28 protein-coding genes are annotated in these 26,844 nt (G+C 44.0%); 10 read left to right on the top strand and 18 right to left on the bottom strand.

The features are described from left to right. Positions 1–3: 3 nt before the first annotated feature. The 6 genes from ABIB39_RS07565 to ABIB39_RS07540 all read right to left on the bottom strand — a co-directional run bounded on the left by ABIB39_RS07565 (position 4) and on the right by ABIB39_RS07540 (position 6,500). A complete protein-coding gene (locus ABIB39_RS07565) occupies positions 4–1,941 on the bottom strand; it encodes a tetratricopeptide repeat-containing sensor histidine kinase (RefSeq protein ID WP_354428687.1) in 1,938 nt (645 codons plus the stop codon). An 89-nt stretch (positions 1,942–2,030) separates the two neighbouring features. Continuing rightward, complete coding sequence (locus ABIB39_RS07560) at positions 2,031–3,110, bottom strand: lysylphosphatidylglycerol synthase transmembrane domain-containing protein (protein ID WP_354428685.1); 1,080 nt, start codon at positions 3,108–3,110, stop codon at positions 2,031–2,033. Between the two features lie 20 nt (positions 3,111–3,130). Beyond that, on the bottom strand, positions 3,131–4,549 hold the full coding sequence (locus ABIB39_RS07555; RefSeq protein WP_354428683.1) for an alkaline phosphatase family protein: 1,419 nt from the start codon (positions 4,547–4,549) through the stop codon (positions 3,131–3,133). 387 nt (positions 4,550–4,936) lie between these two features. Then, complete coding sequence (locus tag ABIB39_RS07550; protein WP_354428681.1) at positions 4,937–5,302, bottom strand: response regulator; 366 nt, start codon at positions 5,300–5,302, stop codon at positions 4,937–4,939. Positions 5,303–5,377: 75 nt separating this feature from the next. Beyond that, positions 5,378–5,668, bottom strand: coding sequence for a putative quinol monooxygenase (locus ABIB39_RS07545; protein ID WP_354428679.1), 291 nt, complete (start codon positions 5,666–5,668; stop codon positions 5,378–5,380). 250 nt (positions 5,669–5,918) lie between these two features. Further along, on the bottom strand, positions 5,919–6,500 hold the full coding sequence (locus ABIB39_RS07540) for a thymidine kinase (protein ID WP_354428677.1): 582 nt from the start codon (positions 6,498–6,500) through the stop codon (positions 5,919–5,921). Positions 6,501–6,577: 77 nt separating this feature from the next. Here ABIB39_RS07540 and ABIB39_RS07535 point away from each other — a divergent pair, with 77 nt between their 5' ends. Next, positions 6,578–7,666 carry a DUF8457 domain-containing protein gene (locus tag ABIB39_RS07535; protein ID WP_354428675.1) on the top strand — a complete coding sequence of 363 codons (1,089 nt, stop codon included), beginning with the start codon at positions 6,578–6,580 and terminating at the stop codon, positions 7,664–7,666. 30 nt (positions 7,667–7,696) lie between these two features. Here the strand turns inward: ABIB39_RS07535 and ABIB39_RS07530 are convergent, their stop codons facing one another. The 7 genes from ABIB39_RS07530 to purH form a co-directional block, all read right to left on the bottom strand. Next, positions 7,697–8,578, bottom strand: coding sequence for a hypothetical protein (locus ABIB39_RS07530; RefSeq protein WP_354428673.1), 882 nt, complete (start codon positions 8,576–8,578; stop codon positions 7,697–7,699). Between the two features lie 50 nt (positions 8,579–8,628). Next, positions 8,629–9,903, bottom strand: a complete 1,275-nt coding sequence (gene rodA, locus ABIB39_RS07525; RefSeq protein WP_354428671.1) for a rod shape-determining protein RodA — start codon at positions 9,901–9,903, stop codon at positions 8,629–8,631. Further along, positions 9,896–11,911, bottom strand: coding sequence for a penicillin-binding protein 2 (gene mrdA, locus ABIB39_RS07520; RefSeq protein WP_354428669.1), 2,016 nt, complete (start codon positions 11,909–11,911; stop codon positions 9,896–9,898). The genes rodA and mrdA overlap by 8 nt, the downstream gene beginning before the upstream one ends. After that, positions 11,912–12,430, bottom strand: coding sequence for a rod shape-determining protein MreD (mreD, locus tag ABIB39_RS07515; protein ID WP_354428667.1), 519 nt, complete (start codon positions 12,428–12,430; stop codon positions 11,912–11,914). After that, positions 12,423–13,259, bottom strand: a complete 837-nt coding sequence (gene mreC / locus ABIB39_RS07510) for a rod shape-determining protein MreC (protein ID WP_354428665.1) — start codon at positions 13,257–13,259, stop codon at positions 12,423–12,425. The genes mreD and mreC overlap by 8 nt, the downstream gene beginning before the upstream one ends. Positions 13,260–13,348: 89 nt before the next feature. Then, on the bottom strand, positions 13,349–14,371 hold the full coding sequence (locus tag ABIB39_RS07505; RefSeq protein ID WP_067054626.1) for a rod shape-determining protein: 1,023 nt from the start codon (positions 14,369–14,371) through the stop codon (positions 13,349–13,351). Positions 14,372–14,586: 215 nt separating this feature from the next. Further along, entirely contained in the window at positions 14,587–16,113 is a 1,527-nt protein-coding gene (gene purH, locus ABIB39_RS07500) for a bifunctional phosphoribosylaminoimidazolecarboxamide formyltransferase/IMP cyclohydrolase (protein WP_354428664.1), read from the bottom strand. A 194-nt stretch (positions 16,114–16,307) separates the two neighbouring features. Between purH and ABIB39_RS07495 the strand changes: the two genes are divergently transcribed. From ABIB39_RS07495 to ABIB39_RS07480, 4 genes are all read left to right on the top strand, one after another. Further along, a complete protein-coding gene (locus ABIB39_RS07495) occupies positions 16,308–16,550 on the top strand; it encodes a hypothetical protein (RefSeq protein ID WP_354428662.1) in 243 nt (80 codons plus the stop codon). Between the two features lie 5 nt (positions 16,551–16,555). Further along, the gene (locus ABIB39_RS07490) at positions 16,556–16,840 is read left to right on the top strand and encodes a type II toxin-antitoxin system RelE/ParE family toxin (RefSeq protein ID WP_354428660.1); all 285 of its coding nucleotides are present in this window, start codon (positions 16,556–16,558) and stop codon (positions 16,838–16,840) included. A 62-nt stretch (positions 16,841–16,902) separates the two neighbouring features. Beyond that, on the top strand, positions 16,903–17,283 hold the full coding sequence (locus ABIB39_RS07485; protein WP_354428659.1) for a hypothetical protein: 381 nt from the start codon (positions 16,903–16,905) through the stop codon (positions 17,281–17,283). Between the two features lie 48 nt (positions 17,284–17,331). Beyond that, a complete protein-coding gene (locus tag ABIB39_RS07480) occupies positions 17,332–17,883 on the top strand; it encodes an STM3941 family protein (protein WP_354428657.1) in 552 nt (183 codons plus the stop codon). A gap of 39 nt (positions 17,884–17,922) precedes the next feature. On the opposite strand, the gene purN is transcribed toward ABIB39_RS07480, so the two are convergent. Together purN and ABIB39_RS07470 are read right to left on the bottom strand one after the other, a co-directional pair. Beyond that, the gene (gene purN, locus ABIB39_RS07475; protein ID WP_354428655.1) at positions 17,923–18,501 is read right to left on the bottom strand and encodes a phosphoribosylglycinamide formyltransferase; all 579 of its coding nucleotides are present in this window, start codon (positions 18,499–18,501) and stop codon (positions 17,923–17,925) included. Between the two features lie 45 nt (positions 18,502–18,546). Next, positions 18,547–19,047: a hypothetical protein gene (locus ABIB39_RS07470; protein WP_354428654.1), complete on the bottom strand. Its 501-nt coding sequence runs from the start codon at positions 19,045–19,047 to the stop codon at positions 18,547–18,549. A 123-nt stretch (positions 19,048–19,170) separates the two neighbouring features. On the opposite strand from ABIB39_RS07470, the gene yiaK reads away from it, so the two are divergent. Next, positions 19,171–20,157 (top strand): 3-dehydro-L-gulonate 2-dehydrogenase, encoded by a 987-nt coding sequence (gene yiaK / locus ABIB39_RS07465; protein ID WP_354428652.1) that lies wholly within the window; start codon positions 19,171–19,173, stop codon positions 20,155–20,157. 142 nt (positions 20,158–20,299) lie between these two features. Here yiaK and ABIB39_RS07460 read toward each other — a convergent pair whose 3' ends face one another. After that, a complete protein-coding gene (locus ABIB39_RS07460) occupies positions 20,300–21,022 on the bottom strand; it encodes an RluA family pseudouridine synthase (protein WP_354428650.1) in 723 nt (240 codons plus the stop codon). A 114-nt stretch (positions 21,023–21,136) separates the two neighbouring features. Then, positions 21,137–21,952: a 3-methyl-2-oxobutanoate hydroxymethyltransferase gene (panB, locus tag ABIB39_RS07455; protein WP_354428648.1), complete on the bottom strand. Its 816-nt coding sequence runs from the start codon at positions 21,950–21,952 to the stop codon at positions 21,137–21,139. Positions 21,953–22,208: 256 nt separating this feature from the next. Between panB and carA the strand changes: the two genes are divergently transcribed. Next, positions 22,209–23,312, top strand: coding sequence for a glutamine-hydrolyzing carbamoyl-phosphate synthase small subunit (gene carA, locus ABIB39_RS07450; RefSeq protein ID WP_354428647.1), 1,104 nt, complete (start codon positions 22,209–22,211; stop codon positions 23,310–23,312). Positions 23,313–23,511: 199 nt separating this feature from the next. Then, a complete protein-coding gene (lspA, locus tag ABIB39_RS07445) occupies positions 23,512–24,051 on the top strand; it encodes a signal peptidase II (RefSeq protein ID WP_354428645.1) in 540 nt (179 codons plus the stop codon). Between the two features lie 41 nt (positions 24,052–24,092). Here the strand turns inward: lspA and ABIB39_RS07440 are convergent, their stop codons facing one another. Continuing rightward, the gene (locus ABIB39_RS07440) at positions 24,093–24,524 is read right to left on the bottom strand and encodes a nuclear transport factor 2 family protein (protein ID WP_354428643.1); all 432 of its coding nucleotides are present in this window, start codon (positions 24,522–24,524) and stop codon (positions 24,093–24,095) included. A gap of 309 nt (positions 24,525–24,833) precedes the next feature. On the opposite strand from ABIB39_RS07440, the gene ABIB39_RS07435 reads away from it, so the two are divergent. Both ABIB39_RS07435 and ABIB39_RS07430 read left to right on the top strand, forming a co-directional pair. Further along, positions 24,834–26,186 (top strand): DEAD/DEAH box helicase, encoded by a 1,353-nt coding sequence (locus ABIB39_RS07435; RefSeq protein ID WP_354428641.1) that lies wholly within the window; start codon positions 24,834–24,836, stop codon positions 26,184–26,186. 282 nt (positions 26,187–26,468) lie between these two features. Further along, positions 26,469–26,765, top strand: a complete 297-nt coding sequence (locus ABIB39_RS07430) for an FtsB family cell division protein (protein ID WP_354428639.1) — start codon at positions 26,469–26,471, stop codon at positions 26,763–26,765. The last annotated feature ends 79 nt before the right edge of the window (positions 26,766–26,844 follow it).

Genomic DNA, 26,844 nt, shown 5'->3' with positions numbered 1-26,844 from the left:
TAATCAGGCAGGTACGTTTACGGTAACAGTTGTCCCCTTGCCCGGCGCCGACTTATAATCTATCGTTCCTTTCAAATATTCTATCCGGGTTTGGATATTTTTAAGGCCGATACCTTCGAAGCCGCCGGGTTTAGTGGTGTCGAAACCAACGCCGTTGTCTTTTATCATTGCTGTTATTTCATCAGCATCACGCCTCAAAACAATGTCCAGCTGGGTAGCATTGGCATGTTTAATAACGTTATTTATCGTTTCCTGGATGATGCGATAAAGCATTGTTTCCACATTGCTTTCCAGCTGATCTTTAAAGCCCGTGGTTTCCAGTTTTATTTTGAGGCTGTCGGCATCTATTTTCTCTATAAACTTTTTCAAATCCGATGCTATGCCCGATTTCAGCAAGGTATTTGGCATCATCTGGTGCGATATCACACGTACCTCCTTACAGCTTTCATCCACAAGGGCCAGGGTATTCTCGGCCAAAAACCTGTCCTCCTCGCGCTGTAATGTGATCCTGTCGAACAGCCCGTTCAGGTTCATTTTCACTGCCGAGAATAGTTGACCCACACCATCGTGCAGGTCGGCACCAATACGTTTGCGCTCATGCTCTTCCGCGTCAATAACCGCTTTAGTCAGTGTGTCCTGGTGTTGCAGCATTTGGGCTTGTAGCTGTGCCTTTTGCTTCAATTTGTTTCGGTTGTAAACCAGGCTGGCTACCACTATTGCAACCACCAGCAGGCCTATAATAATGGCAATGGTAGTTTCTTGTTTGCTTATGGATAGCTTTTGGATGGTATTCTCTTTGTGCAGCAAGTTTATCTTTTGCTCTTTCTTTTCGGTATCAAATGTGGTCTGCATCAGGGCAATTTGCTGGTTACTTTTCTCGTTGATCATCTCAACACTCATGGCCTGGAATTTTTGGTGGGTGGCCAGCGCATTTTTATAATCGCCCAATTGTTCGTAGATATTACTAAGCGCGCCCCAGCCTTGCTTTTCGCCCTGTTTGTATTTACTCTCCTGCGCATATGTTAGGCCTTTCTGCATCCAATCGAGCGCGGTTTTGTATTGCTTTTGCTCGGTATAAATGGCGCTGATGTTCATATAGGTATCACTGATGTTCTTTTTATCGCCAAAAAACTCGTCGATCTTTAATACCTCTAACTGGAATTTTAGCCCTTTGTCATATTGTTTCATTGCGGTGTAGCAATTCGCCATGTTGGAGTACACCTGCGACAAGCCGCGCATATCGTTATGCTGCTTACAAAGCACCAAAGCCTCGGCATCGCGGGCAAGGGCTTTGTCATACTTACCATCCTGGCCATAAACATTGGCCAGTAACTGTAAATTGCTGATAACGATGCTGCTTTTATTTGCTTTTTTGGCAAGTTGTACGCTTAGCAACGCGTTACGCTCGGCTTCCTTAGAATTTTGATTATCGAAATACACCAGCGCCAAATTACCCAGCGAAGTAGCTATCCCCGCTGTATCTTTCAGCTTTTCGCGAATAGCTAATGCTGTAAGGTGGTTTTTTATCGCTTCGCTGAAGTTGCCTGTTTGCCAGTAAAATATTCCCAGCCCATTATGGCCTTTTGCTATCCCTAACGGGAAACCGGCTTTTTTAGCTATGTAGATACATTTTTCGCTGTAAACCCTCATCGAATCAAACTCTCCCTTGTAGGAACTTTGTACTGATTTAAATGAATAGATATTGGCGAGACCTTTCTGGAAATTTTCTTTCTGCGCGATAGCCATGGATCGTTCTATCATTTTTTGGGCCTGAATGGGATCCATGCGCTGCAGTTCGACGGCTATTTTGTAGTACAGGTCACACCGGGTGGTATCAACCTTAGTAATGGCAAGCACCTTTTTTAAACTATCAACAGTTTTGTTTTGGGCAAGCGCGAAAACAGGAGCGCACAGCAACAGCATCAATAATAACTTTCTCATCAGGGGAATAAGATTTGGTTATTAAAGATATATATTATTGCTATTAATAAAAATATTTACCTGCAGAATAATAAGCTAATCGGCTGTACCTAAGCCTTCTTCATGGTTTGTTTGCGCAGCAGGTTAAGCACCACATAGGCGCCTATCAATGCCGGGAAAAACAACAGGAACGAGCGCTGCAACAGTGTAAAAATGGGTATCAGCGTGGCAGGCACTATCTTACCAAACAGGGTAGATATAAAACCTTCGGCAAAGCCACTACCACCCGGGGTTGGTGCAAAATAGATCATAAATTGGATCAGGATCTGGATAGATATTACCTGCACAAGGTTAGCATTAACGCCTAAGCCCATTAATAATACCCATTGCAGGCAGTATTTATTCAGGTATAATACCGTTGTTATCAGCAAACTTAGCGGGAATAAATATGGGTGTTTGCGAATGATAACACTACAGGTTTGCTGGTATTTGGTGATGCTCTGGAAAGAACTATCGGCCCATTGTTCAAGCTTCTCTTTACGTTTAGGGAAGATCTTTGATAAGCCGTTAGCCAATTTCTTAATGATTGTACCCACCCATAACGGCTTCCAAAATGCCATTAAAAATGCCAATAAAAAAAGCAGGAAAAAACTAAAGCCATACTTAAGCATGGCGGGTACCAGGCTTCCAACTTCGGTTGTATCCATTAGCATTATGGCAATAAACCCTGCCAAAGGCATAAATATCAACGTGGCGCCCAAGTTTAATAACGTTACCGCGAACGAATCTATAAACGTTACGCCATTGCTGGTGTAAACAAAAATTTGCGCGGGGCCTGCGCCACCATGCGCCGGGGTTACCGCCCCCATAAACATATTGGCAACATTGGCCCTAAAACTTACCCAATGTGATACACCGGGCGCCAGTTTGCGAATGTAGATATGGTTACGCCAGCTGCCCAGCATCAAATCGACAGCAATCATTACAAAACAAATTGCAATGTACTTGTATGAGATGTGCGATAGGGCCTTTAACGTATCGCCGGTGTTATTATAAAAAAATACAACCGCGATTGTAGCAATCGTGATCAGCGCGAACCAAAAGGCGCCTTTGACTATCACCTTTCTGTTAAATACGCTTTTCGCGTCCTGCTTTTCGGGTTCGGCGTTATGCTTATTAGTTTGTGTCATTTATACTTTGGCAGTAATAATTAAAATAATGGTTCGCCTTCAGAACTTGTTGGGGTGATGCCTTTCCATTTCAGGATGCTATCGAACAAGTCGGCGGTACGCATTGGCTTTTCGTCCCAACCTTTTTGGTTATAGATCATCGGCACATGGATGTGGTATTTGTGTAACGAACCATGCGAGCCTTTGTGTTCCGGGTACTCCCAAAAATCGCGCAGGTCATAACCCAAGGCCGCGCTGATCACAATATCCCCCGCCCTACGGCTTTGGAACAATTGGTAGATCTGGAATATAGCGTCAGGGTAATCGGTATCAAATGTAGCGGCAAGTATGGCACGGTGGCCGGCAGCTTCTATTTTGCCGCCGTATTTTAGCACATCGGCAGTAACAGGCTCATAGGTAAATATACTACCCTTAACAGAGATCTTCGCCTTACCTGTTTTGTTATGTACAATAAATGTTTGCTCCTCATCGCCACGGTAAATAGCAAAATCAACGGCGTCTTCCTTCAGGAGTAAAGCTAAGCGGTCGGCACCCATGGCTTCCATAATTCCTTGCTCGCGCAGCACGTGGTCGCCCTCGTGATTTAGGAAATGGATGCTCCCGAACGAATTACCCGAGATCATCACCGCACACTTTGGGTTGCTTTTCCAAATCACCGGGTAATACACAGATTTTATTCCATGATCGGTCATCCAGTCGGCAAGGTCAAGGTGCTTGGTGGTTGGTGTAAGGCCGTGGTCACTTGTCATTATAAACAGGATATCGTCCCATTTACCTTGCTCCTCTAATTTGGCGCGCACTTCACCCAAACTGCGGTCGGCAATTTTATAAGCTTCAACTGTGCGTGGGTCGCGGATGTGGTGATAGTGCGAATCCCAATCCACGCTTGGGAATACCGCGAACAGGAAATCGAAATCTTTGCCCGAGTTGAGCATTTCCATGATACGTGCATGCCCCTGTATATCAACCGGGTGGTGGCGCAGTTTAAAATGCGCGCGTGTGTACATTAAGCCTTTGCCTTTTTTACCCAAGTCGTACTCATCGGGCACGCTACGGGTTATCATGTTATATAGGTTGTAAGATTCGCCCATCAGTTCAAACAGCGTGGGTTTATCTGCGGGCATATCGGTATTAAACCATGCGGCTTCCGGGCCGCAGTAGCTACGCATAGCCATTTTATTTAGGCGGCTGCGTTTAAATTCCTTTTTATCAAACCAGCGGATGCCCGTAATATCCATAGTACCCGGAAAATGCCCGGTTAAAAACGGCAGGTATGCAGGGCCGGTGGTAGATGGGAAACAGGTGGTAGCCTTACGGTAAGTTCCCTCGTCTATTATCCGTTTTATATTTGGAAGTTCGCCTTGCGCTATCAGCTCTGGTAAAACTTCACTGTGGGCGCCGTCGACTAAATAAAACAGCACTCGCTTTTTGCTTTGCATCAATAGAAAAATATTATAAAAACCGACTGTAATGGGGTGTTAAGGCCGATATGAAAATTATGTTTGTAACTGTAAAATAACTAAATAATTATTAATTTTTGGGATATAACGTGTAACTAATATGCATATTATGATACCGATGCAATTGCTTTTAACTACAGTTTCCTGAAAAACCACCACGTTAACTTCAACATCAATAACCTAACAGATCAAAAATACTTTACCCCTCCATAAATATGTATCGCGGCCCCGGCATTTCGCCTGCTGATAACTTTTCGTTTAATATTGGATTGGGTGTGAAGTTGTAACCTGAGGCAAAAGTTAAAAGGCGCGACGTTTTAAAACCTCGCGCCTTTTATATGATGTTAAAACCCTTTCTCCTTAACCTTATAGGTGTTTCTTAACTATCCCAAACAACTCATCAAGGTTGAATGGTTTTTTGAGATATCCGTCAGACAGGCCCTCTTTCGCTATCTCGGCAATGTTGCTAACTGCCGATACGATGATAACGGGGATGTGTTTTGTTTTTGGGTCTGATTTTAATTCGCGGCTTAATTGCTGGCCGTTGGCATCACTTTTCCATTCAGTAAGCCAATTATCTATCAGGATCAGGTCCGGCTGGTGTTGGTCTAACGATTTTAGTATGCGGGAGTTATCAGACGAGATCACCTCATACCCTTCGCTTTCAAGCGCGAGTGTTACCGTGTCCCTAATATCCTTATCATCCTCAATTAATAAAATCTTCCTGGCCATAACCTTTAAAATATTGCTTTAAATGATAACAGTAAAATGTAAATATTGTTTATATCTACGAGGACAAACGACACGTTAAACCAATCGTGTCAGGATCTTTACATCAGCAGGCGTTTCTAAAAGGGCCGGCGATATATGTACAAAATATTTATGGTGAGGCGTTTCCATGTGGCGGCTCAAGGCATCTTCGTCGGCCCACTCCTCTTCAATAACATACTTGGTAGGCTCGTCTTTATATTGGTAAAGTTCGTAGGCAATACAGCCCTCTTCTTTTAACGATGCTTCAACCAATTTTTTCAATTCGGTATCAAACGCTCCCTCTGCATCTTTTTTGCAGTGTATAGAGGCAAGTAAGCTAATGCTCATGGTGTATCTTGTTTTGTAAGATAACCTTTATAATCGGTGTATTGTTTATTTGAGGAATGTAATTTTATTTACCAAAGTGGATTTGTGGGCTGTAGGCGAAGATTTTACCTCCCTGTCATCGCTACGTTTCGAGCTCCCGTTCTTCGCTGCGCGGAAGGGAAAAGACTTTTTTGTTTACTTCTCTCCTTCGGAGAGTGGGGCGGGGACAGGCTTGTGGGGGGGGTGAGTAACTCACCAGGCTAAAATAATGCTATATACTCCCGTCCAAATTAAAACAATTGCGGCAACGGGCTTCGTAGCTTTCTTTTTCGCCTAAAAGTATCTGGCTTTCGTTGGGTACTAAACGGTACGAGTACATGGCTTGCTGGCCGCATTTTACGCACACGGCATGCAGCTTGGTTACCGAATCGGCCATGGCCATTATCTGCGGCATGGTACCAAAGGGGCGGCCTTTAAAATCCATATCCAAACCGGCTACAATTACCCGGATGCCGGCATCTGCCAGGGCCTGGCAAACTTGGGGCAGGCCATCGTCAAAAAACTGCGCTTCATCAATCCCAACAACCTGGATATGGCCGGCAAGGGGCAAAATTTCGGCAGCTTTACTAACCGCTTTAGATGGGATAGAATTGAGGTTATGCGATACCAGGGCGCTTTTATCGTAGCGTGTATCGGCCACGGGGCTAAAAATCTCAACATTTACTTTCGCTATCCGCGCGCGGTTTACCCGCCTGATCAATTCCTCGGTTTTACCCGAAAACATTGATCCACAGACAACTTCCACACTCCCGCCAACCTCATTTCGCCTCTTAAAAACTTCCTCGGTGTACAATCTCTCAAAACTTTAGTGAGGGGCTAATATCAGAATTTTATGCTATTTTTGGTAAGCATTTTCCTAACATTACAGCCATGAAGCAGCAGGAAGTATTTAGAAAGACCGGCGCCATAATAAAAGAACTTAACGAGCAATATGAGTACCTGCAAAGTACTGCAGATAACCTTAACGACCTTGAACTTGAACTTTTTGTTGCCAACACCCACTTTTTAAAAGACCACGCCGAAATTTTAAGGAAACTAAACCTGCAAAAAGTACAGTTGCAGCATACCCTGCCCCCGCATGTGGAGGAGAAAAAGCTTGATTTGCCAAAACCCGCAGATTTAAGACCGGCGACTGTAAAAGCCGTTATTGAGGAAGTAAAAAAGCTAAGTACCAACGAACCCAAATATTTTGAACCGCTTGTGCACCAGGCAAGGCCGGTAGTTGAGCGTACGCCGTTTAAGCCCGAAAACCCTGTTGAACAAAAGCGCATTCAAATAGATATTACCCCTGTTGAGGATGAACAAGCAACCCTGCAGATAGACCTAAGCGGCGGTGCCGATAAAGACAGTTATTCGTTTGAACGCGAGGAGCCGGAAGTTATTAAGCATGACCTGATCCTGGATGAAGCCGATGACTGGGATGAGGAAGACGAAGCCCCGGTTGTTATCACCGAGAAAGAGGAAGAGCCAAAAACCGACGCGGTTTCCATGGAAGGCATCCTGGATGGCGAGACAATTAATACCGATGACGAAACACAGGAGCCTAACATAGTACCAACCAACCCCGAGCCGGTTATTGATAATACGCCAAAGGTTAAGGAAGAAGAAGCTGTACCGACTCCCGAACCTGTAAAGGAAACAAAACCATTATCGTTTAATGAGCGAATGTCGGCACAATTGAAGGGAACACAGGCGTCAACAAGCGCAGACCCTGCCCAAGCGCCGATAAAAGATATTAAAGCAGCCATTAGCCTTAACGATAAACTGCTTTTTGTAAAAGACCTGTTTAACGGGTATAGCCTTGCCTACAGCGAAGCTATTGAGATAGTGAACCGCTTTGCCAATTTTGAAGAAGCCGACCGCTTCCTGAAAACTAACTACGTCACCAAAAACAACTGGGAAGGCAAAAAGGCTACGATGGATAAATTTTATGCTTTACTAAAACGGCGCTACGCGTAGTTATTCGCTATCGCCATTAATTATCCGTCGTTAATATACCTGCGTTAATATGGTGTTTTTGGTGCTGTCTATTACCTTTCTGATCTGTAGTAAAGTATCGCCGGTTAATTGGTATTTGCCTTTGTAAAACACCACGTTTCCGCCAACAGTATAAAAATCTAAGGTCTTTTTCTTTTCGTTTAAGCGATACGTTAGTTGTTCACCGTTTTTGCCGGCCGAATCTAATTCCGAATAACTACCGTAAGAACCGAAGTAAACTTTCAAATTCCTTGCTTTTAATGTACTATCGCCTAACTTTTCACTTTTAAGCACCCATTCATTGGGGTGGCGGTTTATCCAGTCGCCGGTTAAAAAGTTTCTTTGTTTTATGTAAACGCTTAAGCCGCGTACAGCCATGTAACCTACAACAACAATCACTATAAAATTTATGGCAATTTCGGCTGCTGTGAATTTCAATTTTACTTTGCCTATGATGATCAGAGCTGCATTCCATAGTTTTCTCCACTCGAATACCAGCACTAAAATATTCAGCACAAGTAAGATTAAGGCAATCACTTTGGTGTTATGCGATATGTTTAGCGCCATATTAATGAGGAACACATTTAGTGTAAGTGGAAATATCAATATCGCCCCGGTGAGTGTAGTGCGCCTGAATAATAAAAGCACCGCAGGGATAAGCTCAAAAAAGCCAAGCATTATCTCAAACCAAGTCGAAAATCCTAAAAATGCCCACGCCAATGATTTACCAGAAAGATGCTCTAATGGTGTTTGCCAGGTTTCGAAGGGTATAATTACAAACTGGGCTTTTAATATTTTGGGGATGGCGTAAGCGATCATGACCGAACCCAGCAGATAGCGTAGTATCCCCAGGTAAAGGTCTTTCTTTTTGAGGAAGTTAAGGATTGCGCTCATTGTAATCACCTTAAAGTTAGGTATCCTAAATTAACGCTTTTTTGCAGTTATTAAAACCTATCATTAGATAAGCCCATCCGGTTAGAATCGAGCTTTAGCATGATAAACAGCAGGATAGTAAAGCTCCATAATGAAGACCCGCCATAGCTGATGAACGGCAGCGGAATGCCAATAACAGGCATGTAACCGATAGCCATGGCTATGTTTATGATAACGTGGCAGAAGATGATAGATGCCACTCCATATCCATAAATCCGCGCGAAAGGCGCACGTTGCCGCTCGGCAATAACAATTAGGCGCAATAGCAGGAACAGGTATAAGCCCAGCACCACAACAGATCCGGCAAAGCCCCACTCTTCGCCTACGGTGCAAAATATAAAGTCGGTGCTTTGCGCAGGGACAAAAGAGTATTTTGTTTGGGTGCCCTGCAAATAACCCTTACCCCAGACACGGCCCGACCCTATAGCAATTTTTGATTGATTTTGATTATACCCAACCCCGCGCAAGTCTTTACTTAAGCCCAAAACCTCATCGATACGTACGCGCTGGTGTGGTTTTAAACCATGCAGGTACAACGGTTTCGCGGCAAAAACAAAGCCGATAGCTACTACTAAGCCAATAATTATACCGGTAGCAAACTTGCGGTTACGGCCAAACATAAACAGCAGTAAAGCAACTGCAATTACCAAAACTATGATGATATACCAGGCGTTCACCAGCAATGCTGAAATTAACAGGGTAACCAAAAGGCCAATAATAATGAGGAAATAAACGGATAAACCTTCGCGGTAAAGCACCAATATTAACGAACAAAATACCAATGTCGACCCATCATCGGGCTGCATTTTAATAAGCAACATGGGCAGGAAAATGATCCCGCCGGCTATCAGAAACGATTTTGGGTCGGTAACTTTTACGTTGGTGGCACTAAGGTATCGCGCCAGCAAGAGGCAGGTAGAAAACTTAGCAAACTCGGATGGCTGCAGCCTGAAACCGCCGCCCATATCTATCCAGGCCTGGTTACCGCCAACATTATGCCCGGCAACAAGTACCACTATAAGCAAAAGTACCGTTACAATATAAAACACGGGCGCCAAGGCGGATAAGAACCTGCTTTCTAACAACAAGATCACGGAACCTATTACCAACGCCGAAATGATATAAACAAGTTGTTTACCGTATTCGGTATCCATATTAAAGATGGTTGTATTACTCTCATCATACATCGCAGCATGAATATTGAACCAACCAATTGTACACAGCGCAAGGTACAGCAACACCGTTAACCAGTCGACATTAAAAAAGAAGCTGCGCTGGTTATTCATTGTCCCTCCTGTTTGCCAACATGGCAGTTAACCTGTTCTGGTCAGTTTTTTTTGCCGGCTTGTTTTGTGCCGATTTAATTCTTTTTGCGGAATCTGCCGCTGCTTTTTTTAGTGAGTCGGCAGTAGCTTTTTTAAGGCTATCAGCTTTTATCTTTGCTTTATTGGCAGGTTTCAAAATTATTTCGGGCAGCAGGTTCCTCCCAATATAATACTCCGGGAAAATACCCGACGGGCGTTTAGAGATGCTCTTTTTTAAATATTGCTCAACAATAAAACTGGCAATGGGCGCTGCCCAGGTAGCGCCCTGTCCCGCGCTTTCAACAACCACAGCTATAGCTATTTTTGGATTGTCGCGCGGGGCAAACGCTACAAACACCGAATTAGATTCACGGTTCTTAACCTCTGCTGTACCTGTCTTTCCGCACATTACAATGCCCGGTATTTTTGAACTGCTGGCCGTACCAAAGTCAACCACGTTTTGCATTCCGTCTATAACAGGTTCAAAATATTGTGCATCAACACCTACATAATTCCGTAGGGTATATTCTTTCCTGATCACTTGTTTATCGCCAACAGACTTAATTAAATGCGGTTTGTAATAGTAACCGTGGTTAGCAATAGTAGCCTCGATATTAGCTAACTGCAGTGGCGTTGCAGATAATTCACCCTGGCCTATACCCAACGAAATTATAGTACTTGAACGCCAGCCGCCTTTACCGTAAACTTTATCGTAATATGCTGCTTTAGGCAAATTGCCACGGTTTTCATTTGGCATATCCAGGTCTAATTTTGCCCCCAGGCCAAACTTGGCCACATTATCACGCCAGTAATTAAATGATGTATCCGTTTTTTTTGCCCCGTTACGATTGATCAGCTTCTCAAAAACCATATCAAAATAACCATTACATGAATGGGCAACCGCGCTGGCCAGGTTAACATCGCCATGTACCTCGTGATGGAAACATGGAACGCGGCGGTTACCGGCCTGGTAATACCCCCTGCAATGGTAAACGGTTTGCGGGGTTATAACACCTTCCTGCATTGCTATAAGCGCGCTAAGCGGTTTGAATGACGAGCCGGGCGGATAGTATGCCTGAACGGGCCGGGTAAAAAATGGCTTGTAGGGGTTTTTATATAATGCGGCTGCATTGTTGCCACGCTGCCGGCCTACCAGCAGGTTAGGATCATAGGTTGGGCTGCTTACATAACAAAGTATCTCGCCGGTTGATGGCTCGATGGCTACGATACTGCCCACCTTGTTGGTCATCAGTTTTTCGCCAAGTTTCTGAATGGTCATATCCAGCGACGAGATGAGGCGTTCGCCGGCTACTGCCGATGTGTCGAATGCGCCATTGGCATATTTGCCTTTACGTACATTGCGCGAATCTACCATAATGTTCTCGACACCACGCTGGCCGCGCAAAACGGTTTCATATGATTTTTCGACCCCGGTTATTCCCACATAATCACCCGGACTATAATACCCGTTAGATCTTTTGATGATGGCATCTGTAGCTTCCCCTATATAACCTAAAAATTGTGCCGCGGCGGTATCCGGATAGGTACGTAACGATCGTTGCTGGGTATCAAAACCAGGAAACTCTGACAAGCGTTCCTGGAAGGCGGCATATTGCTCTACTGTTACCTGCTTCTCAAAAACAGAGGTGCGGTATGGCGAGTACTTGCGTGCCTTTACCATGCGCTTATCATAACCTTCACGGTCTATGCCAAGCAGTTTACAAAACTCAATGGTATCAAATGATTTTACTTGTTTGGGCACAACGGTAATGTCGTAAACGGGTTCGTTCTCCACCATTATTTTGCCGGTGCGGTCAAGTATTGGCCCGCGGGCAGGGTATTTTACAAATTTACGTACAACGTTTTGGCTGGCGTAAAGCGAGTAGCGGTCGTCCACCACCTGGATATAGAACAAGCGGGCAAGCAACACCAATATCAATGCGATAAAGATGCCTGCTATAACGTACCTCCGCTCAAAAAAACTATTCATTTATTTACGCTCTTTCTTTCTGAAAAACAATAAGCCCGAAACCAGCATCAAAAATACTGTAAATATCGAACTCAATAAAAACCGGCTTAGTGTGTAGCCTATCTCATCAAACCTAAAAACCTCGAGGTTGAAAAGGAAAAAGTGGTGAAAAAGTGTAAGGACAAGCGCGTAAGTAAAAAACCACCTGAAACCCATTATGCTTAGCGTAGGCTCAGGCTCATTATCAAAACCATCCTTTTGCACCGTTATGCTGATAAACAGCACACGCACCAATGCCAGCAAGGTACATGATGCAGCGTGCAGGCCCGGCGTATCATAAAAAGCATCTATGGTTAAACCCAGTACAAATGCAAGTACAAAAACCACCACGTTTGGAGTTTCGAACGGCAGCAAAAGTATAAACAGTATGTACAGGTACGGCGTTGAAAGGTTATAAAGCGAAATATTTTTCAGCAGGAAAACCTGTAGCGCTACAAGCACTACAAAACGGATAAGATTAATTATTAAGATCCTACTCATCGGCCTTTTTCTCCTGTGCTTCTAAAGTGGTTTGCTCCAGGGCAAACTTGTTGATCACTACATCCACGTATTCCAGTTTGCTAAAATCAACCGCGAAGGCTACTTCCATATTCAGGAAAAAACCGCCACCCTTGGCGTTAAGCTTGCTTACTTTACCAATCGGGATCCCCGCCGGAAACAGCGACAATTCGGACGTTACCACTAACTCCCCAACCTTTGGCTGGGCGTTGTTAGATACATCAACCAATAAACCTTTATGCGGGTCCATATCTTCGCCCCATTGCAAATAACCAATAGCTTTGTTGGTAGCCAGCATAGCGCTAAAGCGCGAATCTTTATGAAGCAGCGATTGTACGATAGACAAATGCTCGCCCACAAAAACAACCTTGCCTACCACACCATCGGCAGAGGTTACACCCATGCCTTTGGCAATACCATCTTTACTGCCGCGGCTAATGGTTAAATAGTTGCTACGCTTATTTACCGAATTGCTGATAACCTGCGCCGGGATGTATATATATTGCTGCTTATAAACAGAATCGGTTACCTGGTGCTTTGATACGGTATCTACATATTTAGATGAGCGCAACTCGTTACGCAACGCGGCATTTTCTTTAGCAAGCTTATCGTTAACTTCTTTCAGGCTCAGGTAACCTTTAAACTCATCTGCCCTGGCATATAAATTACCGGTAACCTGATTGGTGCTGTTAATGAAAGTTGCCTTTTGAAAAGAGTTGTATTTGATATAGATGATAAGCGAACTTATCTCGAAAATAAGGAATAGAAAGAATGCGTTGTACTTGGCAATAAATATCAGGAGGTTACGCATGCCTGGAAGATTTGCTATTAGAATCAAGAGTCAAGAATCAAGAGCCAAGACCTTATCTTAATTCTTGACTCTTATTTCTTGCTTCTACACTATTGCATTAAAAACTTAAAGTTACCTATATTTTTAAGGGCTGTGCCTGTACCGCGTACTACGGCGCGAAGCGGGTCTTCGGCTACGTGTACAGGTAGTTTGGTTTTGGCAGCCACACGTTTATCTAAACCGCGTAATAATGCGCCACCACCTGTAAGGTAAATACCGGTCTGGTAAATATCGGCAGAAAGCTCGGGCGGGGTAATCTCCAATGCCTTTAAGATCGCTTCCTCAATTTTAGAGATCGATTTATCAAGACAATGCGCAATTTCGGTGTATGATACGGTGATCTGTTTTGGAACACCTGTCATCAAATCACGGCCCTGTACCGCAAAATCTGCAGGAGGTTCGCTAAGCTCAGGCAAAGCTGCACCTACTTCAATTTTAATTTTCTCGGCAGTACGGTCACCTATCATAATGTTATGCTGGCGGCGGATGTACTGAACGATGTCCGAATCGAAGTTATCTCCCGCTACGCGGATAGACTGGTCACAAACGATACCCGATAAAGCGATAACCGCTATTTCGGTAGTACCACCACCAATATCGATGATCATGTTACCCATGGGCTCTTCCACGTCGATACCGATACCTACGGCAGCAGCCATTGGTTCGTATATCAGGTAAACTTCTTTAGCGCCTGCAATTTCGGCGCTATCGCGTACCGCGCGCTTTTCAACCTCGGTAATGCCCGATGGGATACAGATCACCATACGTAACGATGGGAAAAACCATCCTTTACCCTGGTTAATCATTTTTATCATGCCGCGTATCATTAGCTCGGCAGCGTTAAAGTCGGCAATTACACCATCTTTAAGCGGACGAACAGTACGGATGTTATCGTGGGTTTTGCCCTCCATTTGCATAGCCTGGCGGCCAATGGCAATTACTTTGTTTGTTGTACGGTCAAAGGCCACAATTGATGGCTCATCAACTACAACTTTATCATTATGTATGATAAGGGTATTTGCAGTACCCAGATCGATAGCTATCTCTTGCGTGAAAAAATTAAATAAACCCATTTGGCGTTATTTCTATTTAGCTGGAATGTGAAATTAAAAACTGTTTTTGGTGCCCAGGTAACACGGGCCTTGTATTCGTGTAAATTAGTAATTAATAACTCTAATTTTTTATAATTCGTATTTGTTGTGGTTGATTTGTGGGGAGTTTATTAAGTGAGTAGTTATTATGTTGTCAAATAAGCAACCACTCACCCCTCTCTAATCACCACTCACAATCAATGTTTAAAATGGCGAACTCCTGTGGTAACCATGGCAATACCTTTTTGGTTACACATATTTACAGAGTCCTGGTCTTTTATAGAACCACCCGGCTGTAAAACCGCGGTAATACCGGCATCGGCAGCGATCTCCACACAATCGGGGAACGGGAAAAAAGCATCAGATGCCATTACTGCGCCTTTTAGGTCAAATCCAAAGCCTTCTGCCTTGATAATAGCCTGTTTCAAAGAATCTACCCTTGAAGTTTGGCCAACACCGCTTGCCATTAACTGGTTGTTTTTGGCGAACACGATGGTATTTGATTTTGTATGCTTAACTACCTTGTTGGCAAAGTATAGGTCGTGCATTTCGTGATCGGTTGCTTTTTTATCCGTTACCGAATTCATTTGCGACGGGCCTTCTACTGTATTATCCTTATCCTGCTCGATAACACCGTTCAACAAAGTTTTAAATTGTTTAAGCGGCAGCTCAACCGGCTGGCGAACCAATACGATACGGTTCTTTTTAGCTGATAGTATCTGCACCGCCTCGTCGGTATAAGCCGGCGCAATTAAAACTTCGTAAAATATCTTGTCGATCTCTGCCGCGGTAGCGGCATCTATCTCATCATTAGCGATGATAACGCCACCAAAGGCCGAAACCGGGTCGCAAGCCAAAGCATCTATCCAGGCTTGTTTAATGTGCTGGCGCGATGCGATACCGCAGGCGTTAGTGTGCTTTAAAATGGCGATGGTAGGCTCGGTAAATTCATCAATTAAAGAAACGGCAGCATCAACATCAACCAGGTTGTTGTATGAAAGCTCTTTACCGTTCAGTTTGTTGAACATGGCATCAAGGTTACCATAGAATGTACCTTTTTGATGCGGGTTTTCGCCGTAACGTAAAACCTGGCTTCTTTGGATGCTTTGTTTAAAAACAGGCATCGGCTCGCTTTGGTCAAAGTATTGAAAAATATGGGTATCGTAGTTTGATGAGATATTAAATGCTTTTTGAGCGAAACGGCGGCGCTGATCAATCGTGGTAGCACCTTCCTGTGTTTTCAATATCTCTTCTAACTCGCTGTAATCGTCTTTTGACGCAAGTATAACCACGTCCTTAAAGTTTTTAGCCGCCGCGCGGATAAGCGAAATGCCACCAATGTCGATCTTCTCAATAATATCTTCCTGGCCTGCGCCGGAATTTACGGTTTCTTCGAACGGATAAAGGTCAACAATTACCAGGTCAATTTCGGGAATTCCGTACTGGGCCAGCTGCTGTTCATCGCTGTCAAAACTTCTGCGGGCAAGGATACCGCCAAACACCTTTGGGTGCAGGGTTTTTACACGGCCGCCAAGGATAGACGGGTACGATGTAAGGTCCTCAACAGCAATCACATCAACACCCAGGTCGCGGATAAAGGTTTCGGTACCACCGGTAGAATATATCTTCACACCAAGTCGGTTCAACTCGTGTATTATAGGCTCGAGGTTGTCTTTGTAATAAACAGAAATCAGCGCGTTTTTTATTTGAACAGAATGACTCATTACAACAGGGAATTTTTGAGCCGCAAAGGTAAGTAATTAAGTTAATTAGTGGTTAGATAAATAGTTAATTAGTGATTAGTTAATTGGCAGTTAGAGAAAGAGATCGGCAGCAGTATTTTTTAAGCTTGTGTCTCGCAAATTTGGTTGGTTTAATAAAATTTGTTCAATTTAAATAATTGAGCTAAATTAGAGGTATGACAACGGTGATTATTCAATCAAACTCAGACAAAAAAACCACGTTGCTTATGCAGCTTGCCGAAGAACTTGGCCTTCATGCCGAAACCTCTGAAATTAAAGAATTAAGTGAGGCTGACATGGTTACCGGCATTGGCAGAAATGCAACAGATGCGGAACTGGAAATATATCTAAACAAAGGGTTAAATGAAGAACCTATTGATTTAAACACAGTTTTGTCAAACTACATCAATCGCAAGTAGTGCGCGTGAAAGTTAAACTACTTCCTAAAGCGGCTCGTGTGCTGTATGCTATAGCTGACTTTGTTGAATCTAAAAACACACCTGGTAGTGGAGCCCGATTTGCCGTTAAATTTAAAGCTTCAATTGATAGGCTCGCGATACCTAATGTCCAATACACCATTTGCTCGCACCCAAAATTAGCGGCCCTAAGTTACTCTTGCACTAACTTTAACGACTGGGTGATTGCTTTTAAAATAGTCAATGGAGAATTGATTGTTTATGAAATCATTCATGGTTCGTTATTAGCGTAAAAACAGCCTCATTTTTGTAGCGTATTTACAACCCTTTGCGTAACACTATAAAAACCAATTTTATGAAACCTGCTGTTAAAATTTTATTGCTTGCTATGCTGGTGTTTATTAGTATGAGTGCCTGTAAAAAAAGTGTCTCCAACCCTACAAATTCTATAGTTGGCGAATGGAAGCTGGTGCGAACTAAAGCAGGCATAGGCCCGCTTGCTACAATTTGGACACCTGCAACCGGCAATACCAGCGCTGTATTTAAAGTAGGCGGCGCCATTGAAGGCACCATGTTTAAAGATTACAAAACCTATACTTTAACTGACAGCATCACCCTTACAGTTAGCGGCGCGGGCCAACAAAACTTTATATACCGAGTAAAAGGCGATTCGCTAAACCTTGGCAACAGAGCTTGTATTAAGGGCTGCGCCATGCAGTTTGTAAAGGTTAAATAAAACAGTTCGCCATCCCTGCGGTTACATTAGCGTTAACTAATTACCGCTATGGATCAGGATGTAAACGGTGTTGTAGAAATAGGTTTAAATAAGCTAAAAATAACTGCGTTGCTAATTGGTGCATTATTGTTTGTTGCCGCAGGCATCTGGCTTGTGAAAAACCCCGGCATCTTCCACAAAAGCCTTTTATTAATAACTATTGTTGGATACACAGCCATTGTATTTTTTGGCGTATGCGCCTTATTTATAGCCAATAAAATGTTTGATGCCGGCCCCGGTTTTGTTATAGATAATAACGGCATTGTAGATAATTCGAGCCCCTTTTCAGTTGGTTTTATACCCTGGGTAGACGTTGTGAGCTTATCTGTTATAGAAATTGGCAGTCAAAAATTTATGGTGGTTAAGGTAGAAGACGCAGAAGGCTACATCAAAAGGCAAAGCAATGTATTGGGCAGGCGCGCGGCCAGGATGAACTACCGGATGTACGGCTCGCCGATAAATATCAGCACAAGCACTTTGCGGATCTCTTTTGAAGACCTATACGAACAGGTAAATGAGAGGTGGAAGACAGTTTCCGAAGAGATTGAAGGTCAGTTATAATAACAAGCAACTCATAATAACCATAAGTCAACTAATTACTTACGAACGCATCTTCTTCAACAAATTTTCAATAACCTTCGGAAAATGCTGGTGTTCTAACTGCTGGCCTTTAAATTTCACCATTTCCAGGTTATCGCCCGGATCTATCCTAAAGCGCGATTGATGAATTATCTCGCCTTCATCAAACTGGGTGTTCACAAAGTGGATAGTAATTCCCGATTCCTCCTCGCCTGCTTCCAATACAGCCTTATGCACGTTATCGCCATACATACCCTTGCCGCCAAATTTAGGCAGCAATGCGGGGTGCAGGTTAATAATTTTATTGGGGAAGGCGCTTAGCAAACTTGGCGGCACCAGCCATAAAAAGCCGGCCAGCACAATGATATCTACCTGAAGATTTTTTAGCAGGCTTATCACATCATCGGTATCGTAAAACTCGTGGCGGTTAAATATGTGCGATGGGATCTCGAAGTTATCGGCACGTTGCAAAACGTAGGCCTGTGCGTTGTTGGTGAGTATCAGTACAACTTCGGCATCGGCGTTACGCTTAAAATGCTCCATTATCTTTTGGGCATTAGACCCGGACCCTGATGCAAAAATGGCAATTCTCTTTTTCAAAATGGATGGTAGCTTTTGTTACGCAAAATATAAAATTTATTCAAATTATTGTGCAACATTAGGCTTAATACGTATAAATCCATATCGCCGAATGGTTCGCGTATCGGTTGCGGTATAATAAGTTTGCAGGTCGCCGGTTTCCAGCACCATCGAAAATTCACCAAGATTAACAATGCGCGAATTGATGAAGGGCTGCGTTGTACCCGCTGTAGTTACGGTCGGATAAGTAAGATCTGCAAACAAAAACAACCTGGTATCAGATAACGACCATTTACCATTTACCGTAGACCCAAGGCAATCAAAGTAGCTGTAGCTACAGGTCATATCATCGTTAAACTTAAATATCTGGGCCGAATCGCATTGCAAAGTATCTTTGGAAGTTTCCTGGTTGCCCAAGTATTTATACTCGATAACGGTACCCAATTGCCAGTTACCGGTTGTAAATAAACTTTTTAGGCTGTCGGTCTTTTCCTTTTTGCATGAGTTAAACATAAAGCCCAAAACCATCAAAACGGCCAGTAAAAAGTATAATTGTTTGTTCTTCATTTACGCTACAAAGATAGTTTACTTAAGCAATTTCAAAAGCTGCTTTATTATAACTCATTATATGTGTAAATATTTCGGGGCGATATAATTATACAGGTTGCACAAGCCTGCTATATTTGCCTTATGCGCATACCCTACCAACAACTAAAAGCCGAATTTAAACGGGTGCTTACCAGCCTCGATATTGATAATACCATTGCCGATGCCATAGCAACCGTTTTTACCGATAACAGTCGCGACGGCGTGCACAGCCACGGCCTTAACCGTTTCCCTACTTTCATTGAATATATTAAAGAGGGTTTGGTGTTCCCCGGTGCCGTACCCACAAAGGTTAACGGCTTCGGCGCTATGGAACAATGGGACGGCAACCTTGGTCCCGGTGTGCTTAACGCGCAGTTTTGTATGCATAGGGCCATATCCCTGGCAACGGATAACGGCATTGGTTGTGTAGCCATCAAAAATACCAACCACTGGATGCGTGGCGGCACCTACGGCAACCAAGCTGCGGAGGCAGGTTACATTGGCCTTTGTTTTACTAACACCATTGCCAACTTGCCCCCCTGGGGCGGTACCGAGCCACGCCTGGGCAACAATCCACTCATCATTGCCATCCCTCGCGATGGCGGAAATGTGGTGCTGGATATGGCGATCTCGCAATATGCATTCGGCAAACTTTGGCAGTTTGAAGCGCAGGGTAAACCCCTCCCAGTCCCCGGTGGATATGATATGGAAGGTAATTTAACTATTGATGCTGCCGCGATAGTGGAAAGTAAACGCGCCCTGCCTATCGGTTTTTGGAAAGGCTCGGGCTTGTCGCTGGTGTTAGATTTGCTGGCCACTTTGCTTAGCGGGGGCGACTCTACTTCGGTTATCACACAATCGGGCAGGAAAGAAACAGGGGTATCGCAAGTATTTATCGCCATTAAAACAGATAACGAACGGAACGCATCGCTGATAGACCAGATCATCAGCTACACCAAAACCGGCGGTGGCGAAAGCAATAACGAGATCCTGTTCCCCGGCGAAAACATGCTGCGCACAAGGGAGCAAAGTTTAAAAGAGGGGGTTTGGGTGGATGAAAAGGCCTGGGAGAAATTAAAAAAATTGTGATATATCCACATGGATCAGGTTTATGCGAACCGATGCCGAATATGATAAAATTGCCGCCAAAACGATTTAAAACTATGCCAATAAACCTATTGAATAAGAAAAGAAAATACCTACAGAGGTGTTGATACAGGCTTACTAACCCTTAATCTATCAACCCCTCAAACTTTTCCCAAAAACCATCTTTAGGCAGGGAAGCTACAATCAGGATCGGCTCGTTTTTTACGGGGTGGATGAATTGCAGGCGGCGAGCATGCAGGCAAATACTTTTACGCAGGCTGCCACGGGGGTAACCATATTTATTGTCGCCAACTATTGGGCAACCCAAGGTTGATAGCTGAACCCTGATCTGGTGCGGCCTGCCGGTTATGGGGTCTACCTCTATTACAAAATAGCCATCCAGTTCGCCAACCAATTTGTAGTTTAATTCAGACCGTTGGCTGCCGGCCACTTCTTTATCATGGGCTTTGGTAACATTTTTTTGTGGGTTTTTAATGAGGTAATGCACCAGGTTACCTGCTTCTGGCTGCGGGCGTTTACGCACGATGGCATAATAGGTTTTATGCATTTCGCGGCCCTTAAACATTTTGTTGATACGCTCTAAAGCCTTGCTGGTTTTAGCAAACAGTATCACCCCGCTCACGGGCCGATCTAACCGGTGTACCACGCCCAGAAAAGCGCCGTTCGGCTTGTTGTATTTTTGAGCGATGTACCGCTTCACCTTCTCATCTAACGAATCATCGCCGGTATCATCTACCTGCACAATATCGCCCGCGCGCTTGTTCACCGCAATAAGGTGGTTGTCCTCATACAGCACATCCTCATCGGTAACATCTTTACTTATATAATTAAATTCCGGTCGAGCCATATTTTTAAGTCGGAAGTCCGTAGTCCGGAAGTCCGAAAGTGTTTATTTTATAACTCCCTCTCCTTCGGAGAGGGCTGGGGAGAGGCTTCATCTGCATATCTGCATATCCGCACATTAATACTCTTCCTTCTCGTTAGGGAAGCTTTTTGCCTTTACATCGCCAACATAATGGCTTATGGCATCGTTCATCACATCAAACAGGCTGGCGTACTGGCGTAAAAAGCGGGGTTTAAACCCTTTGTTTATTCCCAGCATATCGTGGATCACCAATACCTGCCCGTCGCAATGCTGGCCTGCGCCGATGCCTATGGTTGGTATAGTAAGGCTCGCGCTTACTTCTTTGGCAAGCTTGGCGGGGATCTTTTCTAACACGATCCCGAAGCAACCCAATTCCTGCAATTTCAAGGCATCTTCTTTCAACTTGGCAGCTTCAACCTCTTCTTTAGCCCTTACCGTATAAGTGCCAAATTTATAGATCGACTGTGGGGTTAAACCCAGGTGGCCCATTACGGGGATACCCGCGGTTAAGATCCTGCTGATAGATTCTGCAATTTCTACTCCGCCCTCCAGTTTCACCGCATGTGCTCCTGCCTCTTTCATGATACGAATAGCAGATGCCAGCGCTTCTTTAGAATTTCCCTGGTATGAGCCGAATGGCAGATCCACAACCACCAAAGCGCGTTTTGCGGCACGGACTACCGACGACGCATGATAGATCATTTGATCCAGCGTGATAGGCAACGTGGTTTCATGCCCGGCCATAACGTTACTGGCCGAATCGCCCACCAGGATAATATCCATACCGGCATTATCTACAATGGCAGCCATCGAAAAATCGTAGGCCGTAAGCATGGCTATCTTCTCGCCACGGTTCTTCATTTCCTGCAATATATGCGTGGTAATGCGTTTAACTTCCTTGTTTACCGACATGGCATCTTTTTGGTTTTGTAATGCAAAGGTATTCTTATTTCGGATTTTAGATTTACGATTTCGGATTTAGTGCGGTCAAGAAAGTCGACGTGGCTGCAATTCTTAAAAAATCTAAAATCGTATATCTAAAATCGTAAATATTTTTCTATTTTTGCGCCGTGAATAAAGAGGTATCTTACTTCAGCCATCCGGTTTGTTTTCACGGAGCTTCGTGCCAGAAAATCCGAATCAATAACCCTTTCAATTTTTTTGCTAAATGAATCATTTTACCAAATTACCTGCAGTTTTATTATTGGCCGACGGAACAGCCTTTTATGGCAAGGCCGCCGGGAAAATTGGTACTACCACAGGCGAAATTTGCTTTAATACCGGCATGACCGGCTACCAGGAAATTTTTACCGACCCATCTTACTTTGGGCAAATTATGGTGGCTACCAATGCGCACATTGGCAACTACGGTATCGCTACCGAAGAGGTTGAATCCGCCAATATCCAGATAGCCGGGTTGGTTTGTAAAAACTACAACATCGCCTACAGCCGCAAACAGGCAAACGAAAGTATCCAGGATTATTTTCAGGAGCAAAACATCGTTGGCATCTCTGATGTGGATACCCGCCAGATAGTTCGCCACATCCGCGATAAAGGCGCCATGAACGCTATTATCTCTTCAGAAATTTTAGACCTCGACGAACTGAAAGCCAAACTGGCCGAAGCACCCGATATGGATGGCCTTGAGCTATCATCACAGGTATCTACCAAAGAAACTTACACCTTTGGCGACGAGAACGCTGCCTACCGGGTAGCGGTGCTTGACCTTGGGGTTAAGAAGAACATCCTACGCAATTTTGACGACCGTGACGTTTACGCCAAAGTCTACCCGGCAAAAACCACGTTCGAAGAAATGGAGAAAGATTTTTCTCCTTCGGGATACTTTATCTCTAACGGCCCCGGCGATCCGTCGGCAATGCCATACGCAATAGATACTGTTAAAAAGATATTGGCTACAGATAAACCGTTGTTCGGTATTTGCCTTGGTCACCAGCTTTTGGCTTTGGCTAACGATATCCCAACCCAAAAAATGTTTAATGGCCACCGCGGTTTAAACCACCCGGTTAAAAACGTGATCATCAATCATTGCGAAGTAACATCGCAAAACCATGGCTTTGGTGTGGTGCAGGATGCCGTAAGAGCATCTGACAAAGTAGAAATTACCCACGTAAACCTAAACGACCAGTCGATTGAAGGTATCCGTGTTAAAAATAAGAACGCGTTCTCGGTACAATATCACCCCGAGTCGTCACCCGGCCCGCACGATAGCCGTTACCTGTTCGATGATTTCATCGGCATGATGAAGAAATAATATTTGATGTGCAGATGTGCAAATGATTAAAAGCCTTTCGAGTTTAACTTGAAAGGCTTTTTGTTTAACCTATGCGCCATTATGGGCGTAGCGTGGCAATCTTTGATAGCAAGGTCTGCGATTAGTTCTATCAAATTATCACCACGTCACTATCACTCCTTATAATGATGCTTGAAGATATTTTTCTATTTTCGCATCAATGAAATTAACAGGCACTACTCGCATTATATTTTTCCTTGTGATACTGGCGCTGAACGTAATTGCCGACCAGGAAACGAAAGCCATGATGCGTGCCCATATCGGCATTTACGACCAGTACCACTTTTTTAACGATCACGTTACCCTGCTACGGGTAGAAAATACCGGCGCGTTCTTAAGCCTTGGCGATAAACTGGTGCAGCCATTCAGGTTTATACTGCTTACCCTATTACCCGTTATAGCACTTGTTGGCGCATTAATATATAGCCTTACCAAAAAGGGGTTAAGCAACCTTATGGTTACCGGCATCATTTTTTGTATTGGTGGCGGCGTTGGCAACCTTTATGACAGGATCACAAAAGGATCGGTTACCGATTTTATACACATCCAATTCGGCGCATTGCAAACAGGCATTTTTAACGCGGCTGATGTTTCTATCATGATAGGGATCGGGCTGATCTTATTGGATGCCTTTTTGAAAAGAAAAGAGCAGAAAAAAGCGGAAGGGCTGGTTGAAGCAGGAGAACATACAGCGGAATAATACGTACCGCTTGTTTGAACAGGAGAGAGAACTTCGGCTTGCTACAAGTCGGTTACATGCAGCAGCTTTAGTTTCCATTTCCCGCCATCCTTAACTAACAACGCGCTTTCCAGCCATTTAAAAGATCTTGTTTTATCCCCGCGGGTAATATCGGCGGTATTGTAATAAACGGCCCATGCTACATTGCCATTTTGCTCTATCTTAGTATATTCCTGCTTATTAACCCGTTTAACGCCTGTCCCTTTCATAGGCGCCAGGGCCTTCAGCAGCGAATCGGTATTCCAGATTTTTTTATGCTCTACCAGGGTAAAATCGTTAGTTACCGCGGCGCCAATAGCAGCATCATCCAATGATGATAAGCCGTTATAAAAATTTACAATGGCAGCTTTTATCTTCGGCTCATTGGCAGCGCTTTGGCTAAAGCCTTTTACACTTATAAAGGCAAACAGGATAAGGCAGTATATTTTTTTCATAAACAAGTATAACAAATTTAACTGGTTTATAATGAGGCTACTTACGAATAGACAAGCAATCAAATAAGCGAAGTATAACTTCTCCACAAATGCAATAGTTGCTGCGAAAAGCACCCACTCAACATTTAACCACTCTCTACTTATCAACCTCATCGTCACTATTTCATCACATTACAGCTGTTAACACAACTTGTGTATAAAAAGCGTATCTTTGCGATAATTACCCGTCGATTTACGGTTTTGATTTATTAGACACTCTTCAGATCCGCTTAATGCTTCGCGTTAGCACATATACATTACAAACATTACATGTCATTTGAAAATTTAAATTTAATTGAGCCCATATTAAGGGCCTTAAAAACAGAGGGTTATACAACCCCAACCCCTATACAAGAACAAGCTATACCTTATATATTACAACACCGCGATCTGTTGGGCTGTGCCCAAACCGGTACCGGTAAAACGGCTGCATTTGCTATCCCTATTTTACAATTGTTGTTCCTGGACAAGCAAAAACATAAAGAGCAAAAACAAATTAAGGCGCTTATACTTACGCCAACCCGCGAACTGGCTATCCAGATCAGCGAAAGCTTTACTGCGTATGGTAAAAATACCGGCCTTAAAAATCTGGTTATTTTTGGTGGTGTATCGCAAAACCCACAGGTTGATGCCTTGCGCCGTGGTGTAGATATCCTGATAGCTACCCCGGGCCGCTTATTAGACCTGATGAACCAGCGCCACGTACACATTGACCAGATAAAAATGCTGATCCTTGATGAGGCCGACCGGATGTTGGACATGGGTTTTGTTAACGATGTTAAAAAGATCATCGCGAAAGTACCTGCCAACAGGCAAACGCTTTTCTTTAGCGCTACCATGCCTAACGAGATCCAGCACCTGGCAGACAGCATCCTGCAGAAACCTGCACGCGTAGAAGTTGCCCCGGTATCATCAACTGCCGATACCATTCAGCAGTCGTTATACTACGTAAGCAAAAACGATAAGCGCTTATTGCTTAACCATATTTTACAGGATAAAGGTATCAAAACAGCATTGGTATTTACCCGTACCAAGCACGGTGCTGATAAGGTGGTTAAAGACCTGCTTCGGGCCGGCATTACTGCCGAGGCTATCCACGGGAATAAGTCCCAAAACGCGCGCCAGCGCGCGTTGACTAACTTTAAGAACCGTACCACCCGCGTGCTTATAGCTACCGATATTGCCGCCCGCGGTATCGATATTGACGAGCTTACCCACGTTATTAACTACGAGATCCCAAACATCCCCGAAACGTATGTACACCGTATTGGCCGTACCGGCCGTGCAGGTGCAAGCGGCATAGCCCTTACGTTTTGCGATGGCGAGGAAGAGATAGATTACCTTAAAGACATTCATAAACTGATTGCCAAAGATATCCCCGTTGAGCTTGGTCATCCCTACCCGTTAAGCTACGAAGCCATGACGGAGAAGATGATGAGCAAAGCTAAAAACGGCACACCAAAAAGCCCGGCTTCGGCAGGTGGCAGGCATGGTGGCGGCAACAAAAGGGCCGGTGCAGGCGGCAGGCCGGCAGGCCATCGCGGTAGCGGCGGTGCAACCAACAGCCGTGGCGGTTCCAGCGGTATGAGCGGCGCCAGCAGGTCATCATCGGGCCGGAGATAATCCGGGCCGAAGGTTAGAGATTGGAGGATAGAGATTAGGATTTACTTAATCTCTATCCTCTTTTTATTGCTTTTTTTTCGGTAAGCAACCTTCTGTTTTTTGCGTTCAACTGTCGTTTTTAGGTGGTTTAAAGTCGAAAAACGATTAAATTCTTACTTGTTCCTTAGGGCCTTTTTCCATGCGATCATCTATCATAAAATTTTTATGTTAGGATGTTAATAACCATATTTGCAACCTCAAAAGAAATTAAATAGCTTTAAAGTGAAAATCGAACCGACACAAATGAGACGCCTTTTAAACCTTATCAAGAACAAATTCTTCCTGGTTACGGTGGCTTTTGTAGTGTGGATGACCTTTTTTGACAAGAACGACCTGTTCTCTCAGTACGATTATCACCAGCAACTCAACAAGTTAAAGCAAGAAGAGGCTTTTTACCAGGCTGAAACTGACAAGGTTAACAAAGACCTATCCGAACTTACCTCCGATAAAGTCAAGCTCGAGAAATTCGCCCGCGAAAAGTATCTCATGAAAAAAGATAACGAAGACGTATTTGTTATTGTACACGAGAAGAAAAAATAGATGTGCAAATGCGTGGATATGCAGATGTGTAGATAAATAACACCATCGCGCTTATCTCTCGTTCGTCATGCTGAACGAT

Origin of the sequence: Mucilaginibacter sp. UYP27 (genome assembly GCF_040547175.1) — a bacterium.
Classification (GTDB): Bacteria; Bacteroidota; Bacteroidia; order Sphingobacteriales; family Sphingobacteriaceae; genus Mucilaginibacter.
The sequence above is the reverse complement of the archived record's forward strand: the minus strand, read 5'-3'. Positions and strand labels throughout refer to the sequence as shown.